We start from the raw sequence: 21,531 nt of genomic DNA on the forward strand, positions 1-21,531 counted from the left end.
GGGTTGTAAGATGTTTAAAGCTACAAAAAGCTTAAGAATTCATAGTCTTTATATTTTCTAACAATTCAAATATTTTTTCTTGTTTAATAATTTGTAGTCCTATGCGTTCTTTGGAAATTCCTTCTTTAAGAATATAATCAAAGGAAAGCTGGTTTTCTACAATTTTAGAGGTAAAGCAATTAAAAAGAAAATCCTCTTTAGGGTTTAGATAATCTGCAATTTCGCTAATATGTGAAGAAACAATAAACAAGCTATTTTTTAGTTGGGCAAATTGGTTCATTAGTCTTTGCGATGCTTCTAGTGCATCTTTAAAATTAGTTCCTTTAAAAAGTTCGTCAAAAAGCACAAAAGAGTTGCCTTTTTTTAATGCTGTTTCGGCAACTTCTTTAATTCGCATTACTTCGGAGTAATAATGGCTTTGTCCAGAAGTAATATCATCAGATAAATTAATAGAAGTACTAATGCAGTTGTGAAGTGTTGTTTGCATTTTTTTAGCCGGTACAGGAAAACCTATATGTGCTAAATACATAGCAATTCCTATAGATTTTAAAAAGGTAGATTTCCCTGCCATATTAGAACCTGTAAGGAAAATTACGTTTTTATGTTGATGACCTATTTCTAAGTTGTTGGGCTTTGGAGTTGCTAAAAAGGGATGCCAAACAGCCTCCATTTTAATAGTAGGCTGCTCTTGATGGGTGTACTCTGGTAGAGTAAATTTATGTTCTTTAATAACAGTACAAACCGAATTGAATACGTCTATTTGATAGATGGAGTTTAAAAATTCTTGAATAAAATTTTTCTCCTTTTTTCTAAATATAACATCTAATTTACTAATGCTTCTGTAGTGTATTTTCCCTTTTTTAGTTAGTTTGATATGCTTTTTTAGGAGAGCTGAAAGTTTAAGTGCTTTTTCTTGAAAATCAGTATAAAAAGGAGTTTGCTGATTGTTGGTATTTGCTTTTAAAAAAAGTGTTATTTCTAGATGTAGTTTATAGAGTTGTAAAATTCCGTTCTGAATGTTGTAGTAGTCGCTATTGGGTTTGTATTGGTACGATACTTTTTCAATCAAAGCATCAATAAAGTTGTCGTGTAAAGAAGCTCTTCCAATTCTTAAATAAAATTCAATATCGTTAAGTTGGTTGTATTCTAAGTAGAGTTTTTTTGAAGCATTAAGCGTAAAAAGAATGTTGTTTTTTCTCTCTTCTAAAAATGTAAGATCATTACTAGGTGTTTTTAGCATTCTTAACAAGCAATCACTACCGCCACCAGTTTTGGTTTTGTCAAAAATAGAAAATACAGATATCGCATTGTTTTTAGAGGGAAAAATACTGAGATCTTTTTTGGTTTGCTCATCGAGTTCAAAATACATAGCCTTCTTGTTTGTTGTTTCAGATTCAAAAATTATTCCGAAAAGATTTACAAGCGTATTTATTATAAGATAAGCTCTCTTATATACAAGGAATCTGTTTAAGTCTAGGTAAGTATGTTTTAAGGTAGTTAGGAAATCCATTTTCCATAAAAACAAGATTCTCTGCTATAGTAACTAAATGTTCGGGAGTATGATTATATCTGCTAGTTTCAAAAAGACTAATAATGTCAAAAAAGTCCCAATTCATATTCAAATTTTCAAACCCTAAGAAATATCTTTTTTCTACTTCTTTATCAGGAACAAAATGCCCGCCATTTTCAAATCGAATTCGAACTCTCTCTTTAGCTTTTTCTAGAGAGTCTAAACAAAAGAAAACAATCTCTATTTGGTAGTTGTTCGCTTTAAATTTTTCAGGCCAAAACAAAGGTGTAGAGTTAAAGTTGGTTTCGTAACAAAAGTCTAATTTATTTTCTAGATGGTTTTGAATAGTGCTTTCTAAATCTTTACGGGCCAAATTATGAGCCATTTGGTCTCTAAATTCAGTTTCAATAAGTGATTGATATTTTTGCTTATAAACCTTATCGTAATCATAAGGTGTTACATCATTTTTTGTAAAAGATTTGGAAAAAGAAGATTTTCCAGAACCATTACAACCTGCAATGATTGTTAACTTAGGCCTATTCATTAAATTGAGGACCTGGGATTGGATTTGGAGTTAGTGTACCTTGAGCCAATTTTCTTTCATATACACTAATTTCCTCTGAAACTTTTGGAAGTTCAAGTTCGAATTTAGCTTTTAAATTAGAAATATAATTTTGAATGTCTTCTTTGGTGCTCATATCACAAAAATACGAAAATTATTTTGCAAGTTTTATTATTGATACGTTCCTCTATCACACACATTTCTCTTAAGTTTGTTTTATTTCTGTAACTTCAAAGCTAAAAAGCTATGCGTTGGATTTCCAAATCGTTACCCAATTCTGAATCTGTAAATTCTTTGTCTAAATCTTTAGGGGTAGACAAAGTGCTTGCTCAATTGTTGGTGCAAAGAGGAATTGAAACCTTTAATGAGGCCAAAAGTTTCTTTAGACCTAATTTAGACGACTTGCACGATCCTTTTTTAATGAAAGGAATGGAGCAAGCGGTAAGCCGTATTTTTCAGGCCATAGAGAATGACGAGAATATGATGGTGTACGGAGATTACGATGTAGATGGAACCACAGCTGTAGCTTTATTATCTACCTATTTGTTGAGTTTGTACCCAAATGTGGTTACTTACATTCCAGACAGATACAAAGAAGGCTATGGAATTTCGTATCAGGGAATTGATTTTGCTGCCGACAATGATATTTCTTTAATTATTGCTTTGGACTGTGGTATTAAAGCCATAGAAAAAGTGGAATATGCCAAAGAAAAGGGAGTAGATTTTATTATTTGCGATCACCACAGACCTGGAGCTACGGTTCCCGATGCAGTGGCAGTTTTAGATCCCAAACAAGAAGATTGTAATTATCCTTACGATGAGTTGTCGGGGTGTGGAGTAGGGTTTAAACTCATTCAGGCCATTGCCCAAGTACAAGAGCAACCTTTTTCGGATTTAGTTCCGTATTTAGACATTTTAGCCATTAGTATTGCTGCGGATATTGTTCCCATGGATGGTGAAAACAGAATTTTGGCTTTTCATGGACTCAAAGTGATAAACTCCAATCCAAGACCAGGAATTAAGGCAATTTTGGAGCAGGTGCAAAAAAAGGAACTCACCATTACCGATGTGGTGTTTATTATTGCTCCGAGAATCAATGCGGCTGGGCGAATGAAACAAGGAATTCATGCTGTGGAGTTAATGACAGAAACCGATTTTTCGTTGGCTCAAAAATATGCTCGTGAAATAGATCAATACAATGCAGATAGAAAAGAATTAGATAAAAAAATAACCGATGAAGCTTTACAACAAATTAGAGAAAATTGCGAAGAACAAAACAGTACAACGGTTGTTTTTCATAAAACTTGGCATAAAGGTGTTATTGGTATTGTGGCTTCTAGATTGATAGAAACCTATTACAAACCTACCTTGGTTTTTACCCAGAGTGGCGATAAGTTGGCTGCATCTGCACGTTCTGTAAAAGGGTTTGATGTGTACAATGCACTAGAGGCTTGTTCGGAACATATAGAACAGTTTGGAGGGCATAAGTATGCAGCAGGTTTAACACTTTTACCAGAAAACTACCAAGCCTTTAAAAGTGCGTTTGAGAAAGTAGTAAAAGAGACCTTGCCAGAGGAGTTAAAAACTCCAGAAATAACAATTGCTGCAGAGGTAGACTTGATGGATTTAACTCCCAAATTTTATAGAATATTAGCACAGTTTGCTCCTTTTGGTCCTGCCAATATGAAACCTGTTTTTAAAGCTACTAGTTTACGAGACAATGGCTATGGAAAAAGAATAGGGAAGGTAGAAAACGAAGGCGATTTACCCGAGCACTTGCGTTTAAATATTGTGTATGGAGCAGATAAAAAAACGTACAATGCCATTGGTTTTGGAATGGGAGATAAACTAGAGCCACTCCAAGAAGCCGAAACGTTTGATGCTGCTTTTACCTTAGAAGAAAACTGTTGGAATGGCTATACTTCTTTGCAGCTAATGTTAAAAGATTTGAGGTTTAATGGTTAGTTATTATACTGTCACTTCGAGTTAATTTATGTAGCGTTGCGGAGTGAATTAGTATCGAGAAGTGATTTGGAAGTGTAATCTCAAAGTTGTTCTCGATACATTCTGAATAGAATTCAGAATACCCGAACAGATAAGGGTTTCCTACAAATGTCGTATAAATGTCGTGCTTAAAACGCTATCAAAATTAGAAACGAGTAATAGTTTTGTCCTCAGAAAAATAATTAAATACACATGGAAAGAATAGGAGATAGACTAAAACAAATTAGAGTAGAAAAAGGAATTTCTCAAGAAGATTTAGCAGAGTTAGCAAAAGTAAGTTCAAGAACAATTCAGCGAATTGAGAACAACGAATCAGAAGCTAGACCTAAAACATTGGCATTAATTTATGATGCGTTGGAAATAACGAAAGATGATGTGTTTGTTGAAGAAGAAAACGGAATAGATAAAAAGTATTTGATTGCAAGTGTTTTATTAACCTTGTTAATTATAGTAAGTTCATTTATGGGGTGGTGTCAGTTTGAAACTACTAGCGGTGAAATGCATGATATATTTGGAAAGATGAGAATGACTACTTATGGTTGGAGTGGTAGTCTATCTGTGAAGTTTATCCCAATAACTATGTATAATTGGTTTGTCAGTGTTTGTGCAATATCTGTGGGAGTATTAACTATATTTAACTCTTTAGGGCTACTTTTTAACAAACTAAGATATGTGATTTTTCAAAATGCTTTTATACTATTTTACTTCTTAAATATCATTGGAATGAAAGTTTCATCAATATATAAATCAGTACATTTTATCATTAAACCTGGATTATTTCTTGTAGTTATAGCTTCGATATTACTACTGGTTTTATATAAAAGAAAAAGAAGCATTTATATTTTTTAAGTTACGTTGACTTTGGAAGAAAACCACTGGAATAGTTGTACTTCTTTGTGGTTTATGTTCAGGTATTTAAGGTTTAATTGTTAATGCGTTTGGCTATAATTATCAACTAATCATTGAACATTAACAATTCATTAAAACTACCAATTCACCCCTACACCAAAAGTAAAACGCAAGCCTTCTCTACTGTTAAATAAATTTAGGTTCGCCTTGGTAGCTCCAGGGGCACTCATCCAAAATGTAGTTCCGTAAGCCACATGCCAACGATCCGAAGTTTCGTTAGGAATCCAAACACGACCGTAATCGTAACCTAAAGAAAAACCGTAGGTTAGCGGTAAAATAGGCGTTTTTATTTCGTCTATAGTATATCTAATATTTGTGTTTTGTACAAAACTCTGTTTTCCAGCAAAACGTTCGTTTCTAAATCCTCTTAATCCATTGTTACCCCCAATAAAAGCTGATTGGTACGGCATAAAAGCATTACTTCCAATATTAAACTGAGTTCTAACTTTACTATTAATTACCCATTTGTCATTAGCAGAAATAGGATGTACCATTCCCATTCCTGTTTTTATAAATACCAAAGAGGTTTCTTCAGAAATATTATAATCCCAACCCGAGTTTAGTTCAAAATGAAAACCAAGAGTAGGTAGTGCATTGCTATTGTGTTTTTTATAGTCTATTTTGGTGTTAATTCCCGTAAAGAACTGTGAGTCAAAGCGAATGTTTTGTGTGTCTATGTAACGACTGTTTGTAGGTTCTATTTCATAAACTTTTAAAGGTGCGCTTACTGCTATAGAAGCTCCTTTGTGGTTGTTCCATTTCATTCCCAATTCTAAATGCTTAATCTCGGTTTTTACACGGTTGTAGTTTAGCCCTTTAGTATTGTCTATATTGGTAGTGTTATTTCCAAAACCAAAGAAGTTTTGACTAAAGTTAGAACTTGTTAATCTTGTTTTTATAAAACCATTCCAATCGCTTAAATAAGTCGCTATTTCACTGTTATGAGAAAAGTCAAACCCATTTGTAGCGGTGTAATATTTAGCACTAAAATTATGTTTGTTGGTAAAAGGTTGTCTGTTGTAACCAAAATTGGTTCTGTTTAGTGCAACTCCCAGTGCAAAACCATCATCGGGGTTAAAACCAAGTAGCGGAATTACTGTTTGGTTGTGGTCTTTTACTTTTCTGTATTGATAAATGTTGTTGTTGTATTTGTCGGACAGGTGTTGCTTTAAGCGACCTTTGTAGTTGTTTTTCTTACTGATAAAATCGTGTACTCGGACTCTTTTTGCAGATTTTTCTACATGATAAGTGTCTTTGTTTTGTCCTCCAATTAATCTAATTTTAGGACTTTTAGAGTGGGTGTTTACAACATAAAAATAATCGTCATCGTCTAGTCCGTAAATCCAAATTTCTTTGGTATTCTTATTGTTGAATTCACGTGTAAAGTATATGTCTTCTTTTTGCCCTTTTTTAATATTATATACTTTTACAGTGGTTTTATCTTTGGTTGCAGAAATTAAGAAATAATCATCTTTGTCTGTTCCTTTTACAATGGCAAATTTTTCTAATTCTTTTCTGTATTCATTCGCAATATCACTTGCATGGTCTCTTCTGTGTTTCAATACCGTTTTAATGCGTTCTAATTTTTCATCTTGCAGAGTCGATTGCAATTTCCCAAAAGCTTTTTCAATAACCTCATCTGTTAATTTTTCTTTTATAAAAGTAGCCTGCTCGTTCCACAAGTCATAATTTTTTTCTTGTAATAAAGACACGTCAATAGGGTAGGGCTCATCATTAAATTTAAACAAGTTACGAGGTTCTTTGTCGTAGGTTTGCATTAATTTAATGGGGTCAATCATGGTGGTTAAAGACTTTAAGATAAATCCATCGTAGTTAGAAAAAGCCTGATCTCTGTCTCTAGGGATTGGTTTAAAAGTTTTACGCTTTCCATCTTTAAAAACAGCCCATCTCCACTGGTCTACATGTCTATCCCAGTCTCCCAAAATCATATCAAACAGACGAGCAGTAACGTAATTTCTTTCGTCCAGTTTGTTTTTTTTGCTTTCTCGTAATGCTGCAAATAAATCGTCTGTGCTTATAATATCATCAGGAGATCCAAAAGAAACCACATCGGTATGGTGTTTTTCTGGTCGCTCTTCTATCATGTACAAAGCATCTCCAAATTCATCATCAAAAGGAATCAAGGTATTTTGCTTTGGTACATAAAATAACCTTGGATTGGTGTGTAAAACTCCCACAGGGTCTGACAAATCAGCCACAACAAAAGGAGTGTACGGGTGTGCAGAAGTATAGAAATCGTACAATAGGTTTTCTGTGTATGTTCCTTTTAGTTTTTTAGTAATATAATCCTTTTTAAAAGCTACGGTTTGTAAAAAACGAATGGCACTTTTCTTTAAGGCTCTCATTACATATTGTTTTCCGTTTTTATCTTTTAAACGCAACGATTTGGATTGATGTCCACCTCCCTTTTTTACCAATGTTAAACCTCCGTACAAGGTGTCCAACAAGACAGTTGGTGCTAAAATTTCTTTGCTGTAAATTTCTCTGTAGTGTTCTCCCCATAAAGTTTTGTAGAACTTGTTTTTCTGGGTTAAACTCTTAGGATATATCTGAGATGTTACGACAGACGGAATATTGCTTGTAGCGTATTTATTCGTGTTTTTTTCCTTTAACGGAGCAAAAACAGTTGTTTTAAAAATTGTTTTGTTGTTGCTTTTAAAATTGGCAACCACCCCTTTGTTTTTATGGATTGTTAATTTTACATAGCCATTACCACCGTAAGTAAATCCATCTTCGTTACCTAAATAAGTAGGCGATGTTTTAGAACCAGCACCACTAACAATTTGCGGAATTCCGTTTTTTGATAGGTATTGAAGGTTGTGATCGTGACCAGAAACAAAAATTAAATGTGAATGCTCTTTGGCTAAAGTACTTACGCGTTGCACCAACTCATTGTAATGACTAGCTTGTGTGTCTTGTGTGTTTAATCCGCTAGTTTTTCGTAGTAGATGAAAAAAAGTACCCAACCCTGGCAAAGGAACTTTACTAGAAAAAGGGAATAAATGGTGTTTAACAGAGGCTGCACCACCATGGGTTCCTTTGGTAATTACCGGGTGATGCATTGCAATTAGCGTTACTTTGTCTTGACTCTTGTTGATCAACCCTTCTAATTCTACAAAGAATTTTTCTCTTGTTTTGATTTCATCACATTTGTCGTTCATTTTTGGATGTTTGTCCCAGTCTGTAATAAACCATTCAGAATCAATTACAATTACTTCTATTTTATCTGTAAGATGTACCACCTCTAAAGGGCAACCATTTTCTGGCAAAAAGGTGTTTTTACCTAGAGCTTTCTCAACTAGTTTTTCTTGTTTTTTTAATCCATCCAAACCATAGTACCAATCGTGGTTTCCCGGAATAAAAATAGTTTGCCCTTTAAATCCTTTTACTGCATTTAATTGGGCATTAAGTTTAAGAATCCCGTCTTGCTGCTTTTTCCCTTTTTTAGGATGTATACCTTTTGGGTATACATTGTCTCCTAAAAATAAAACGGTTGCGTTTTTATCTTCTTTTAGGAGTTCTTCTTGTAGATTTTGTAAGGTTGTATTTCCTTTAGGACTATTACCAGCATCACCTATTAAGTAAATAGCGTGTGTTTTTTTAGTTGTAATGTCTTGTTTTTCTTGCCAATTCTTGTAATTTTTAGAGAACTGTTGCTTGTAAGTAGCACAGCCTACCAAGAATAAAAAAGGTATAAAGAAAAACGATTTTTTTTTATAAATTAACTTCATTGTAATTTTCATAAAATAGACAATTAAAAATAAGTTTATTATTTAATAAATTTGATCAAATCACCAAAAAATATGAAATCTCCCATTGTTGAGTCTGCAGAGTTGTATGTTGTAAATTATTTAAAACATAATCTGCCAACTGGTACCCTTTACCATGGAATATCTCATACACAAGATGTCGTAGATGCAGCCAAAACCTTAATTAAAGAAGAGAAAATTTCAGAGGAAGAAGCAGAATGTGTCATACTTGCTGCTTGGTTTCACGATATAGGTTATACACAGGGAGGAAAAGGACACGAGGAGGTGAGTGTACAAGAGGCGATTAGTTTTTTAAAAGATTATGGTTATGCACAAGAAAAAATAGAGTGTGTAGTAGGTTGTATTAGAGCAACAGAAATGCCACAAGATCCTCAGAACAAGATGGAGAAAATTATGTGCGATGCCGATTTGTTTCATGTAGCCACTACTTCCTTTGAACCGAGTAGTAAGTTATTACGAGCAGAGTGGGAGTTGTTAGAGGGAAAAACATTAACAGATGTAGAATGGTACCAATGCAATTCTGAATTTTTAAGGGCTCATAAATTTTTTACAGATTTTGCATTTAGACACTGGAGCGGAATGAAAGCATCTAACTTGGCTTCTAATGAAAAGAAATTAAAGAATGCAATACAGAAAGAAGACGAAGCTTTGCTAAAAAGGCAAAAGAAAAGTAGTAAAAAGCCTAAGGAAGCCACTAAAAAAGAAGATTCGGGTAAAACGATAGAGACCATGTATCGCGTTACCTTAAAGAATCATATAAAGTTAAGTGATATTGCAGATACCAAGGCTAATATTTTGTTGAGTGTAAATGCAATTATTTTGTCTTTGGCACTGTCTAACTTATTTCCAAAATTAGACAAGGCAGATAATTATTATTTAATTCTGCCAACTATTATCTTTTTAATTACAGCCGTAGTATCCATTATTTTTGCGGTGTTATCTACAAGGCCCAAAGTAACCTCGGGAACATTTACACAGCAAGATATAGACGATAAAAAAGTAAATTTATTATTCTTTGGAAACTTTCATAAAATGCCGCTAGAGGCTTTTGATAAAGGGATGTTTACTTTAATGGAAGACAAAGAATATTTGTACAAATCTTTAAACAAAGACTTGTACTTCTTAGGGTTGGTATTGGCAAAAAAGTACAAGTTGCTTAGATTAACCTATACTGTGTTTATGATAGGTATTATTATCTCTGTGGTGTCTTTTGGATTGGCTTTTTACAACATGAGTTTAACATTAGGAATGTAAACTAGTCCATTAACTTTGTAAGTTCTAATAGCTTTTGAAAAGATAGATCGTCTTTATTTTTCTTATCAAAGTTGATGTTTACCCTTAAAGCTTTTAGTCCGGATACTCCTTGTAAATCTTCTATGTCTACATGCTCAATTTCGCCTACAAAATAGTTTAGTTTTGTTAGGTAGTCTATGTAGGTTAAATACTCTTGCAAATCGTGTTCGTGCGTATATACGATGGCTATTTTACCTGCCTGAGTTAAACGTTCTTGCGTTCCTTTTAAATAAGACTTGTCAATTCTTTTTTTGATGATTTCGTAACGCATATTATACGCACCATCCACATCAAATTTTTTCTCGTCCATTCTAAATTTAATATCCAAAGGAAGCGAGTGCACTAAAATTAACGACGTTACTTGCAGGCTTATTTCAGGATGGTCTACATCTATATTTCTGGCAATGTATTCCATTTCGCACTGTTGTTGCAATTGCCACAAACGTAAATTCTGAATGTATAGAGAGTGGTATTTTTTAGCATTGGTAATACTTTCTCCTATGTACATATTGTAGTCTAAACCATCTGTTTTAAAACGTTCGTAATAGTGAGGGTAAAAGCGTTGTACTTCGTTTTGAGCCTCGTCTAAATGCTTTGCCAAACTAGAATTAAGATGCGTAATAAAATCTTCATAGGCTTTACGCTTTTGATATACAATACCCAATCTATCGTCTATTTCACTTTCGTAAGCCTTAATCTTTTCTCTAAGCGATGGTTGGGTTAATTTTAGATGATTTAATATAGGATATACTTCTTCTTTTAAGATATCGGTTATTTGTAGCTCATCTGTGGTTTTAATTCCGTCCTTAATAGAGTCTAACTTTTCTTGTAAACAGTATATCAATTGCAAATAAATAGCAATATTCTCTTTGGCGTAAATGGTTTCGAATAAAGATATTGTTTGACTTAATTGATAGCTTAAATCTTCTTGTATGGCATTGTTTCTGGCGGTAGACGATCCTTTAACGTCGCACTGTCCATAAATAGGATAAACGTTTTTAAAACGAATGTCCTTTAGTTTTTTAAGATCGTTCTCGTTAGATATATAGTCGTCTGCAGCATTGTAGAACTTCCATTTTACACTTGGGTGAATGGTAGTGTAGTTTTCTTGAATGATGGTCTCTAGTAAGTTGTGACGTTCGTCTATAGATCTTTCGACAGTAATGGCTAAAACAGGAATAATGTCTTTTAATTTATTCGCGTTGATAGAGTTTAGTTGGTAAGCGTTAGGCGATCCAACTTCTAAGATGGCTGTAAAATCATCATTTAAACTAATAGGAACCAGTATAATGCTTTTAATACCGTTGTTAATAATGGTATTGTAAAAGTCGTTTTTACCAGCTCTTTCTCCATAATTTTCAATATCTGTAATAGCGGTAATCATAGAAGAACTAAAAACACGTTCTACAATTCCGTCACAAAAATGATCTCCTGGACAGGAACAAAAACCAGAAGAAATTAAGCTCATGTCATTAAAATTAAGAGGACTATTCTTATTTTCTTCATTTTTAGAGTAAACAGAAATTCCCAGTTTTAAATCTTTTATGTTGTATAGCTGTTGAATAAGCATTTCTAGCTGTACAAAGCTATCCATGTCTCTTTTGATGAAAGTATTCTTTATTTTAGAAATTGTTTCATCTTGAGTTACATCAAAAAGATTCATCATACCAAAGCCTTTAAAAGTGTAAGAGTTAGGCGGGAATTTTTCTTTCCAAACCTCTACATTTTCAAAATTATTCATTAACAAATGAATGTCTTCTTCGGTAATTTCAGGAGCTATTTCTGTTTTGGTAATATTTGCAAAATCTGCATTAAACATTGCTCTGTAACTTTTTAGTACTCCGTGTTGATCAGGAATATCAAAAAAGAAAGGACGTTTAAAATCTATGTATGTGTTGTAATATATAGCCAATACGTACACACAAGATAGTATGTACATATTGTTGCTTTCAAAGTTTCTTAAATCAAATAGATAGTCTTCCCCAGCATCTTCTATAATTTTTTTAAACCTTTTAGACAACATAAAAGTAGTCATGTCAAAAGGAATAGAGGCTGCTTTTATTTCGTTGGTTTGTAATAAATCTGGAAAAAGAAGGCTCAATAGTTTTTTAATAGGAACGTTATAAGTTTCTAATAAACTAAAGTCATCAAACCCTTCCCTAAGCGCTGGGTACTGATTAAGTTCTTGGAGTAGTGTAACAGCACTAGCGTGTAAAACACTGCTTTTATCAGCAACTTGTTCTTCTAAATAATCGTATACCTTGTCAAAACTAATATGAATTTTGATAGGCAATTCTTTATGCTCAATGGTGCTTTTTAAAATCTGCATACGGCCAATGTATATCCATTATTGAATATACTAATTTTTGTCGTAATAAGAGATGTAAACTAACAGTGTTTTACAAGTTTACTTTTGTCTAAAATAAATTGTAATTGGCACTCCTTTGAAATCGAAAATTTCACGCATTTTGTTTTCAATAAAACGCTTGTATGGATCTCTTATGTACTGTGGTAAATTCGCGAAAAACGCAAACTGTGGTGTTGGTGTAGGAAGCTGCATACAGTATTTAATTTTAACATATTTACCTTTTACTGCTGGTGGAGGGTAATTTTCTATTACCTGTAGCATGGCTTCGTTTAACTTACTTGTAGCAATTCTATTGCTTCTACTTTTATGAACTTCTACAGCCGTTTCTAACGCTTTTAACAAACGTTGCTTGGTAATTGTAGAAGTAAATACGATAGGAACATCTGTAAAAGGAGCAATTTCCTTTCGTATCATTTCCTCGCATTTTTTCATGGTATTGGTCTCCTTGTCAATTAAATCCCACTTATTGACAAGAATAACAATTCCTTTTCTGTTTTTCTGAGCCAACCAAAATATATTCTGATCTTGTCCTTCAAACCCACGAGAGGCATCTATCATTAGAACAGCAACATCACAATGTTCTATAGCTCTAACCGCTCTCATTACCGAGTAAAACTCAATATCTTCTTTAACTTTTGACTTTTTTCTAATACCTGCAGTATCTACTAATTTAAAGTCAAAACCAAATTTGTTGTAAACAGTATCTATGGTGTCTCTGGTTGTTCCAGCCTGATCGGTAACAATATTTCTATCTTTACCAATTAACGCATTTATAAAAGAAGATTTTCCTGCATTTGGTCTTCCTACAATTGCAAACTTAGGCAGTTCATCTTTAGCTTCTTCTATTTCTTCTTCTTTTGTGTCTGGCATTTCTTTGGTAAGAGCATCTAATAGCTCACCAGTTCCACTACCGTTAATAGAAGATATGCTGTAATAATCGCCAAGCCCTAGGTTGTAGAATTCGTATGCATCAGCTTCTCGCATTGCATTGTCAACTTTATTAATTGTTAAAAAGACAGGCTTTTTACTTTTTCTTAATAAGTTGGCTACACTTTCGTCTAATGGAGATATTCCCGAAGTAACATCTACTACAAATACAATAATATCACACTCGTCTAAAGCTAATATTACTTGCTTTCTAATTTCTTCTTCAAAAACATCATCAGAACCTTCAACATATCCTCCGGTGTCAATTAAAGAGAATTCTTTACCGTTCCAATCACTTTTTCCGTAGTGACGGTCTCTTGTAACACCACTCATATCATCAACAATAGCTTCTCTTCGTTGAATTAATCTATTGAATAATGTTGATTTTCCTACATTTGGTCTCCCTACAATGGCTACAATACTGTTCATGAAACGTAAATTTTGTGCAAAGATACGTAAAATGAATGTTTATATAGCTGAAACGATTAAACAGTAGCCTCTTTAAATTTTTTCTTAACTCTACTTAAAGATTCTGGCTTAACACCAAGATAGCTTGCAATGTGGTATAATGGTATTCTTTCTATAACTTCTGGGTGCTTCTCTATTAAATTAGCATACAGTTCTTCTATAGTAAGTGTCTTTTTTACCTCTTCTCTTTCTAGAAGATTTGCATAACTGCTTAAATATAGGTTTAAAGTGGCCTTTGTAAACACAGGGCACTCTCTAAAGATTGTTTCGTAAGACTCTTTAGTAATCTCAATTATTTGTGTTGGCTCTATAGCTTGTAAGCTAGTTTTAGAAGGTAAACTGTTTAGTATTTGGTGAAATTCACCTATCCACCAATCCTCAAAAGCAAAAAAACGATTGTATTCAACATTTTTACTATCCTCAATAAACACTCTAACACATCCTTTTAAGATATATCCTCCAGGGGTATTTGTGTCTCCTTTTTTGTATAAGAATTCTCTTTTGTTTAAGGTTTTTAGTGAGATGTTGTTTGATATAATATCAATTTCGTCTTGTGGAAGGTTTACATTTCTTTTTTTATAATAATCAATAATTTTATCAAGCATTACCTTTAGTTTTAGGGGTTATTTGTAATACTTTTTCATAGAAAACGGTGCAAATCTAGTAAATGTCACCGAATAATTTTTTGAGTTTTAAAAACTTTTTATTTTTTCGATTGATTTAGCTGTTTTCTAATTCTACTTAAAGACTCTGGTTTGATGTTTAAATAAGAGGCAATTTGAAATAAGGGGATTTCCTTGTCAATTCCTGGAAACGAGTTAAGTAATGACAGGTAATTCTCCACTGCTGATAAACTTCTTTTTTGTTTTTCTTTCTTAGCGATAGAGTATTTATCGGCTGCAGAAATTTCTAGAATAACACTGGTTGTTATGGGACATTTTTCTAAGAGGATGTCGCAATTTTTTTTCGTGAAGATTAAAAGTTCAGTATCTTTAATTGCTTGCACACTGTACAAAGCAGGCTTTTCGTGTATTAGCTCATATAAATCAACCACCCACCAATCTTTAAAAGCAAAACGTCTAATGTAGTCTGATGCTTTAGAGTCTGTGTAGTATTCTCTTAAAACGCCCGACAGTATATATGCTCCATTTTTTGGTATTTTACCTTCTTCGTATAAAAAATCTCCTTTTTTTAGAGTAAGAGGTTGTACTAGATCTGCTAAAACTTCTATTTCTTGGCTAGGTATATCTTTCGTTCTTGTAAGAAAGTCAATTATTCTATGGGGCATTTTGCTTTACGTGGTTTGGTTGAAATAAAAAAGTAGTTGCATCAAGAGATACAACTACTCAAATATAGTGTTTTTTTACGTGTTTATTTTTATAAACATATGTTTATTTAGCTACGCGTTTGTCCATTTCCTTTTACAACCCATTTATAAGATGTAATTTCTTCTAAAGCCATTGGTCCTCTTGCATGTAGCTTTTGAGTACTAATCCCAATTTCTGCACCAAGACCAAACTGAGCACCATCTGTATAGGCAGTTGATGCATTTGCGTAAACAGCAGCAGCATCTACGGTATTAAGGTATTTGGCAATTGTTTCTCCGTTTTCTGAAACAATAGCTTCACTGTGTTTAGAGCTGTATTCTGCAATATGATTTAAAGCGGTGTCCAAATTCTCTACTGTTTTTATGGCCATTTTATTAGCTAAAAATTCGGTTCCAAAATGTGAGTCGTCTGCTTTAAAAAGCAACTCTTTTGGATAGTCTGTAAGTTTGGCATATGCAGTGTTATCTGCAAAAATTACAGTCTCTTTTGCAGCTAAATCTGTTGTTAGTTGATTTAAGTTTTCTAGTTGAGATTGATGAATTAACAAACAATCTAAGGCGTTACAAACACTTACTCTTCTGGTTTTAGAGTTTGTAATAATAGCCTTTCCTTTTTCTAAATCTCCATCTTTGTCTAAATAAACATGTACAATTCCGGCACCAGTTTCAATAACAGGTACTTTGGCATTGTCTCTAACATAATTAATTAAACCTTGACTACCTCTAGGTATAATAATATCTACATAGTTTACTGCGTTTAACATTTCGGTAGTCGCACTTCTATCTGCTGGTAAAAGAGTTACTACATTTTCGTTAATTTGGTGTTTCTTTAACACTTCTTGAATAATTCCTACAATAGCAATGTTAGAGAATTCAGCATCTGATCCTCCTTTTAAAATACATGCATTCTTTGTTTTAAAACAAAGAGAGAAAACATCAAAAGAAACGTTTGGACGTGCTTCGTAAATAACTCCAATAACTCCTAAAGGAACTCTTATTTTAGAAATATCTAGTCCGTTTTCTAAGACTTTGTTTTCTATAATTTGTCCAACAGGACTTGTAAGGTTTGCTACATTTTTAATGTCTCCAGCAATGCCTTTAATTCTTTCAGCATTTAAAAGCAAACGATCGTATTTAGGATCGTTTACATCCATTCTGTCTAAATCTTTTTGATTGGCTGTTAAAATTTCGTCTGTTTTAGCTATTGCTAAATCTGCAATTTCTAGTAAAACAGTATTAATAGTTTTAATATCTAATTCTACTAAAGATCTACTAGCTTTAGTAGCGTTTTTAAATGTTTGTTCCAGTGTAAATTCCATGGTTGTTTCCAAAATTATTACTTTATAGTTAAGTAATTATAGTGCACTAATGCTTGTTGGTTTTGTTGATGTAATAGGCGTTTGGCTTTCTCTGCACTGTAAGAAGCTTTCCCGTATCCTATTTCGTTACCGTCTAAATCTAATAAAGCGATGATGTCTCCTTTTTTAAAGTCGCCCTCTATTTTCTCTATTCCTATAGGCAGCAAACTATTTGCTTTTGTGTCAGAAAGAGCATCCTGAGCTCCTTTGTTTATAAAAACTTTCCCTTTAGAAAAATCTTCAGAGTTGGTAATCCACTTTTTTACAGCAGATTTGTTTTTATCGAATTTGGCTTTAAAAAAAGTTCCTGCTTCTCTATTTAATAATTTAGCGGCAATACTGGGGACGGTTCCATTACCTATAGAAACATTTACTCCCAATTCAGATATTTTTAAAGCGGTGTTAACTTTTGTGAGCATTCCACCTCGTCCAAATTCCGATTTTTCAACACTAATTGCTTCTTCTAAATTGATTTCTTCCAAATTAAAATCTCTAATTAATTTCGCATTTGGATTGCTAGGGTGGTCTGTAAAAATACCATCTACATTGCTTAGAATCAAGAGTTCATCTGCTTGTGTCATTGTTGCCACTAAACCAGATAATTCATCGTTGTCTGTAAACATTAATTCTGTAATAGATACCACATCGTTCTCGTTAATAATTGGAGTAATGTTACACTTTAACAGCGATTCTATACAGTTATTGATGTTTAAATAATGCTCTCTTGTACCTATAATAGATTCTTTGGTTATTAATACCTGAGCACAAATTAATTGATAGTCAGCAAAAAACTGCTTGTATAAATTCATTAACGCAATTTGCCCTACAGAAGATAATACTTGCCTTTTGCTTATGACGTCTAGATTATTAGAAATTTTTACTTGAGATCTACCTGCAGCTACTGCTCCAGAAGAAACTAAGATAACCTGATGTCCTTGTTCTTTAAGTGTTGCAACTTGTGCAACAATATGCGCTATGCGTTCTTCATTAGGAGCACCTGATGAAAGTGTAAGAACATTAGAACCTATTTTTATGACAATCTTTTTAGACATCTTAATCTTTTATTTTACTCAAATTTCTTTAAAAGAAAACTAAGTGCAAAAGTCGTCTTTTTTTAAAGACTTTACAAATTACAGACAATTCAAGAAAATCAAAGATTTTAGAAAGAAATAAGCCGCCTAAAAAAGGGAATTATTTTTTTACTGTTATAAAGTAGATGTCGTTTTTAAAACAGCAATTAATTTATAACCAGCGGGTTGTTTTTACTCGGTTAGACTGTAACGGTTTTTGTTTACAGTGTAGTTGCCTAGTTGGTTTGTAATGGAATGTAGATAATTACGCTGGTTCCTGATAATTGTTTTATTTCAAAAGTTCCATTCAGTAGTAAAATTCTTTCATTTAAACCTTTAATTCCAAAAGAAGTAATAGGGATGTTTTTTTTGTTAAATCCAATACCATCATCCGAGACTGTAAGAAAAACGTTTTTATTTCTAATAATTAAATCGATATTTATAAAAGTCCCTTTAGAATATTTAATAGCGTTAGTGGTAAGTTCTGATGTGGCCTTAAATATAAGTTTAGCCATGGATTGTGGAAGTTTTGAGTTTTTATCAATAGAGCTATAGAAGTTGATTTTTATTGAACTTAGCTCATCCATTTTTGCGCAATACTCTTCAATCGCTAGCTCTATGTTATCGGGATTTATATTGGGAACGTATAGTGAGTTTAATAGGAATTTGTAATCCTTTTTAAAAGCTTCTAATATTTCGTTTATTTTCTGATGGTTTAGTTCTTTTTGAAGAAGGTTAAGTCTTAGAGCTTCTATATATCCTCCAAATGAATCATGCACATCACTCATAATTGTGTTTTGCTGATCTTCTTGTAGCTTTGATAGATTTTCTTGAAAACTATTCTTTAAAAAGGTGTTTTCTTGTTTTAAGTTAACGGATAGAAATTCTCCATCTATAGATTGTTTAGAGATGTAAAAAATAATAACAAATACATTGATGAAAATTCCTAAGTAAACAGATTGATAGATAAAGTAAACAATGTTTGGATTGTCGAAAAGATTTTTAAAGCCTCCTAGGTTTGCATATATTCCAAGGACCGGAAGTAAGAAAGCTATAAAAATGTATTTAGGAATTATCTTGTAGTATGTTAAAAGACATTGTACCAATAAAGATGTTAAAGAACAATAGTTTAGGGCTATATGTGCAAAGTGTTCAATATTAAAATTTGTGTTAAAAAGTAAGTTGGTAGCGAATAAAGAACAGCCAATTAAACAAAAGAGGGAAATACCACTGTATATGTATTTACAAAAATTTGTTTTAGAGTTGTATTTGTAATAGTTTCTAAAAAATTCAGAAAGAGACATTACAGAGATTAGTATGGCAATGTTGTCTATATTGTATTTCTGTAAAAGGGCGTTATTGATAAACCATTGTCCTAATATTCCATTGTCTATAAGGTATTCTGTAACCAAAGACATAAGGTGTATTATGTACCATATTATTACATATTCTCTCCTGTATAAAAAGATAATACATGCGGTACTAAGAAGTACTATAATTCCAATAACATAAGCTCCAATAATAAAATAGTCCTTTTCTATTTTCTTTTTAAATTCCTGAATGCTAAAGCTTGTTATTAAAAATTCAGTTCTATAGCTATTAGAATCTTTAACCTTTAAGAACAATTTACAGGGAGAATTTTCCTTAGCAATATGAATTAAAGGAAACCTGTATTCTTTTTTTCTGTGTTCTTCTTTTGTAGGTGTAGCGTACTTTTTTAGAGTGTAAATTTCAAGATTGTCAAAGAGAGGGTTTTCAATACTAATAAAGTAATCTGTATTTAATTTAGGAATGTACATTACAATCCAATTGGCCTCTTTAGCTTTAAAATCTTTATAAATTGTGTTAGAGAAATGCTGGTTGAATTTTCCTTCTTTTTCAAATTTGATAATTTCAGAAATAGACAGACTATCGCTATAAATAGGCAAGCTATACATAGGGAATTCATTTTTCACTTGACTAAAAAGAAAGGTGTTAGTGAAAAGTATTATTGTTAAAATGAATCTCATAGCAATTAGAGTCTGTTTTCTAGTGTGTTTGTCTACAAACGTTGTTAAAATAATGAAATAAATTAAGCTTTTGCCAATTCAAAAACAGTTATTTCTGGTCTTACGTTGAATCTAACTGGATAAAGGTTACCCAAGGCTCTATTTATATAAAGCGTTCTTCCGTCATTTAAATCTATTTTTCCTGCACCGTATTTTTTGTTTTTTACAGGCAGCATAGGAGCGGGGAGAAAGGGAGGTTTTACTTGTCCTCCATGTGTATGGCCAGAGAGTATCCATCCCTTATAGTCATTCCATACATCAAGATCACATACATCTGGATTGTGACAAAGAGCTAAATTGGCTTTGTTGTGATGTATTTTGCTCGTTACTTTTTTAGGAAAGAAATTAGTGCCCCAAAAATCATCTATTCCAATAACAGTTAAGCCATGGTATTCTCTTTGTTGGTTTCTTAAAACCTCTATGCCTGCTTGTTCTAAGATTTGGGTAATAGAGTTTGCAACTTTTTGCTCTTTAAAACCAGATCCATAATCATGGTTTCCTAATACTCCAACAGTTCCTAAAGTTCCTTTTACGGTGTGCTTTAAAACTTCTTTTAGTTGCTCAAATTGTTTTTCGTTTTCGTAGCTTACGTAGTCTCCTGTGTAAACAACAAAGTCTGGATTTAATTTCTGAGCTTTTTTAAAAGAGTCAATAATGTAATTCCAGTCAAATCTATTTCCTACATGGATGTCGCTTATCTGAATTAGTTTTCTTCCAATCAGTTCGTTAGGTAGGTTTTTAACAGGCATTTTAACTTTTACAAACTCCAGCCAATAAGGTTCTAATCTCCATGCATAAATTCCTGTAAGTATAGAAGCACCTATTGTTCCTAAAATTCCCTTCTTTATAAAACTCCTTCTTTTCATTCTATTAATAGCTTAATAGGGGCAAAAATAAAAAAGGTTACCCTTATATAAGAGTAACCTTAAAAAAAGAATTGATAAATGTTTAGAACTTACTGTTGTTATGAGCCATTTCTGTAGGGATCTCGGATATTACGTCCCAGTGCTCTACAATTTTTCCGTTTTCAATTCTAAATAAATCGTAGAAAGCTTGTTTTTTTCCAGACCAATCTCCTTCGCTCATGGTCAATACAAAGTTTCCTTCTCCTAAAATTTTATGCACTTTGGTGTAATGAAACATGTTGTTTTGAGAAACTAAATATTCAATAGCTTTTCCTAATCCAGCTATTCCGTCTTCAATAGCAGTATTGTGTTGATGGTATTTTTTAGTGCTTATATAGTCTGTTATTTTATTTGGTTTTTTTCCAAATAAAATATCGTCTATAAAGTTTTTTACCAATGCTTTGTTAGCTTCAGTCTTGTCTAAATCTATTACCTCTGTAGGTCCATCAAATTGAGAACGTCCACTAGCTGTTTTTGCTACTATAGGAGTAATATTGTCCCAGTGTTCGGCAATTTTTCCATGCGCTAATCTATACACATCAAAGCTTACAATTTCTTTGGCACCAAAGGCTTGTGCGTTATCGTAGGTATTGTGTGTTACTACAAAATCTCCATCTTGGAATATTCGGTGTGTTTTAGCTGTTGTTCCTGCTTGCTTTAAAGCTGGTAGAAATCCAATAACGGTTTCTCTTCCTGTAGGTACGTGTGGATTGTGTTGAATGTAGTTTTCGGTAAAGTATTCTTTAATACCTTCTGGGTTATAATCTCCAAAGAAAGCTTTTTCTCCTTTTAATACAATTTCTTTTAAATTTACGGGGTCCATTTTTTCTGATGTTTTTTTAGTGCTTGTGCAACTTCCTAATAAGACAGTTGTACCGATTAATAATGCTGTTATTTTTGAATTTTTCATAATGAAATAAATTAGGTTCGTTTTCTTGTTGCAAAGGTAGAACCCAAGTGTTTCTGAAAAGCTATAGAAAAAAGCATTAAG

At 32.7% G+C, this 21,531-nt stretch carries 16 protein-coding genes; 3 read left to right on the plus strand and 13 right to left on the minus strand.

The genetic code is table 11. From position 1 onward, the window contains the following. Positions 1-31 precede the first annotated feature (31 nt). The 3 genes from ACXHHC_RS15055 to ACXHHC_RS15065 all read right to left on the minus strand — a co-directional run bounded on the left by ACXHHC_RS15055 (position 32) and on the right by ACXHHC_RS15065 (position 2,208). Positions 32-1,369 (minus strand): MutS-related protein, encoded by a 1,338-nt coding sequence (locus tag ACXHHC_RS15055; protein ID WP_458227190.1) that lies wholly within the window; start codon positions 1,367-1,369, stop codon positions 32-34. Positions 1,370-1,448: 79 nt separating this feature from the next. Next, positions 1,449-2,054 carry a zeta toxin family protein gene (locus ACXHHC_RS15060; protein ID WP_458227191.1) on the minus strand — a complete coding sequence of 202 codons (606 nt, stop codon included), beginning with the start codon at positions 2,052-2,054 and terminating at the stop codon, positions 1,449-1,451. After that, positions 2,047-2,208 carry a hypothetical protein gene (locus tag ACXHHC_RS15065; RefSeq protein WP_458227192.1) on the minus strand — a complete coding sequence of 54 codons (162 nt, stop codon included), beginning with the start codon at positions 2,206-2,208 and terminating at the stop codon, positions 2,047-2,049. Before ACXHHC_RS15065 ends, ACXHHC_RS15060 begins: the two co-directional genes overlap by 8 nt. Positions 2,209-2,318: 110 nt before the next feature. On the opposite strand from ACXHHC_RS15065, the gene recJ reads away from it, so the two are divergent. After that, positions 2,319-4,037, plus strand: a complete 1,719-nt coding sequence (recJ, locus tag ACXHHC_RS15070; RefSeq protein WP_458227193.1) for a single-stranded-DNA-specific exonuclease RecJ — start codon at positions 2,319-2,321, stop codon at positions 4,035-4,037. 231 nt (positions 4,038-4,268) lie between these two features. Further along, a complete protein-coding gene (locus ACXHHC_RS15075) occupies positions 4,269-4,925 on the plus strand; it encodes a helix-turn-helix domain-containing protein (RefSeq protein WP_458227194.1) in 657 nt (218 codons plus the stop codon). Positions 4,926-5,062: 137 nt separating this feature from the next. On the opposite strand, the gene ACXHHC_RS15080 is transcribed toward ACXHHC_RS15075, so the two are convergent. Continuing rightward, positions 5,063-8,749: a metallophosphoesterase gene (locus tag ACXHHC_RS15080; RefSeq protein ID WP_458227195.1), complete on the minus strand. Its 3,687-nt coding sequence runs from the start codon at positions 8,747-8,749 to the stop codon at positions 5,063-5,065. 60 nt (positions 8,750-8,809) lie between these two features. Here ACXHHC_RS15080 and ACXHHC_RS15085 point away from each other — a divergent pair, with 60 nt between their 5' ends. Continuing rightward, positions 8,810-10,030, plus strand: a complete 1,221-nt coding sequence (locus tag ACXHHC_RS15085) for a Pycsar system effector family protein (protein ID WP_458227196.1) — start codon at positions 8,810-8,812, stop codon at positions 10,028-10,030. 1 nt (position 10,031) lies between these two features. Here ACXHHC_RS15085 and ACXHHC_RS15090 read toward each other — a convergent pair whose 3' ends face one another. The 9 genes from ACXHHC_RS15090 to ACXHHC_RS15130 all read right to left on the minus strand — a co-directional run bounded on the left by ACXHHC_RS15090 (position 10,032) and on the right by ACXHHC_RS15130 (position 21,450). Then, a complete protein-coding gene (locus tag ACXHHC_RS15090) occupies positions 10,032-12,398 on the minus strand; it encodes a GAF domain-containing protein (protein ID WP_458227197.1) in 2,367 nt (788 codons plus the stop codon). Between the two features lie 78 nt (positions 12,399-12,476). Then, complete coding sequence (der, locus tag ACXHHC_RS15095) at positions 12,477-13,793, minus strand: ribosome biogenesis GTPase Der (protein WP_458227198.1); 1,317 nt, start codon at positions 13,791-13,793, stop codon at positions 12,477-12,479. Between the two features lie 56 nt (positions 13,794-13,849). Next, a complete protein-coding gene (locus ACXHHC_RS15100) occupies positions 13,850-14,437 on the minus strand; it encodes a Crp/Fnr family transcriptional regulator (protein WP_458227199.1) in 588 nt (195 codons plus the stop codon). A 98-nt stretch (positions 14,438-14,535) separates the two neighbouring features. Continuing rightward, on the minus strand, positions 14,536-15,120 hold the full coding sequence (locus ACXHHC_RS15105) for a Crp/Fnr family transcriptional regulator (RefSeq protein WP_458227200.1): 585 nt from the start codon (positions 15,118-15,120) through the stop codon (positions 14,536-14,538). Positions 15,121-15,227: 107 nt separating this feature from the next. Continuing rightward, entirely contained in the window at positions 15,228-16,490 is a 1,263-nt protein-coding gene (locus ACXHHC_RS15110) for a glutamate-5-semialdehyde dehydrogenase (RefSeq protein ID WP_458227201.1), read from the minus strand. 5 nt (positions 16,491-16,495) lie between these two features. Continuing rightward, positions 16,496-17,569, minus strand: coding sequence for a glutamate 5-kinase (gene proB / locus ACXHHC_RS15115; protein ID WP_458227202.1), 1,074 nt, complete (start codon positions 17,567-17,569; stop codon positions 16,496-16,498). A gap of 254 nt (positions 17,570-17,823) precedes the next feature. Next, positions 17,824-19,524 (minus strand): ATP-binding protein, encoded by a 1,701-nt coding sequence (locus tag ACXHHC_RS15120; protein ID WP_458227203.1) that lies wholly within the window; start codon positions 19,522-19,524, stop codon positions 17,824-17,826. Positions 19,525-19,658: 134 nt separating this feature from the next. Further along, on the minus strand, positions 19,659-20,501 hold the full coding sequence (locus tag ACXHHC_RS15125; RefSeq protein WP_458227204.1) for a metallophosphoesterase: 843 nt from the start codon (positions 20,499-20,501) through the stop codon (positions 19,659-19,661). A gap of 82 nt (positions 20,502-20,583) precedes the next feature. Next, complete coding sequence (locus tag ACXHHC_RS15130) at positions 20,584-21,450, minus strand: nuclear transport factor 2 family protein (protein ID WP_458227205.1); 867 nt, start codon at positions 21,448-21,450, stop codon at positions 20,584-20,586. Between the last annotated feature and the right edge of the window lie 81 nt (positions 21,451-21,531).

Source organism: Wenyingzhuangia sp. IMCC45574 (assembly GCF_054182685.1).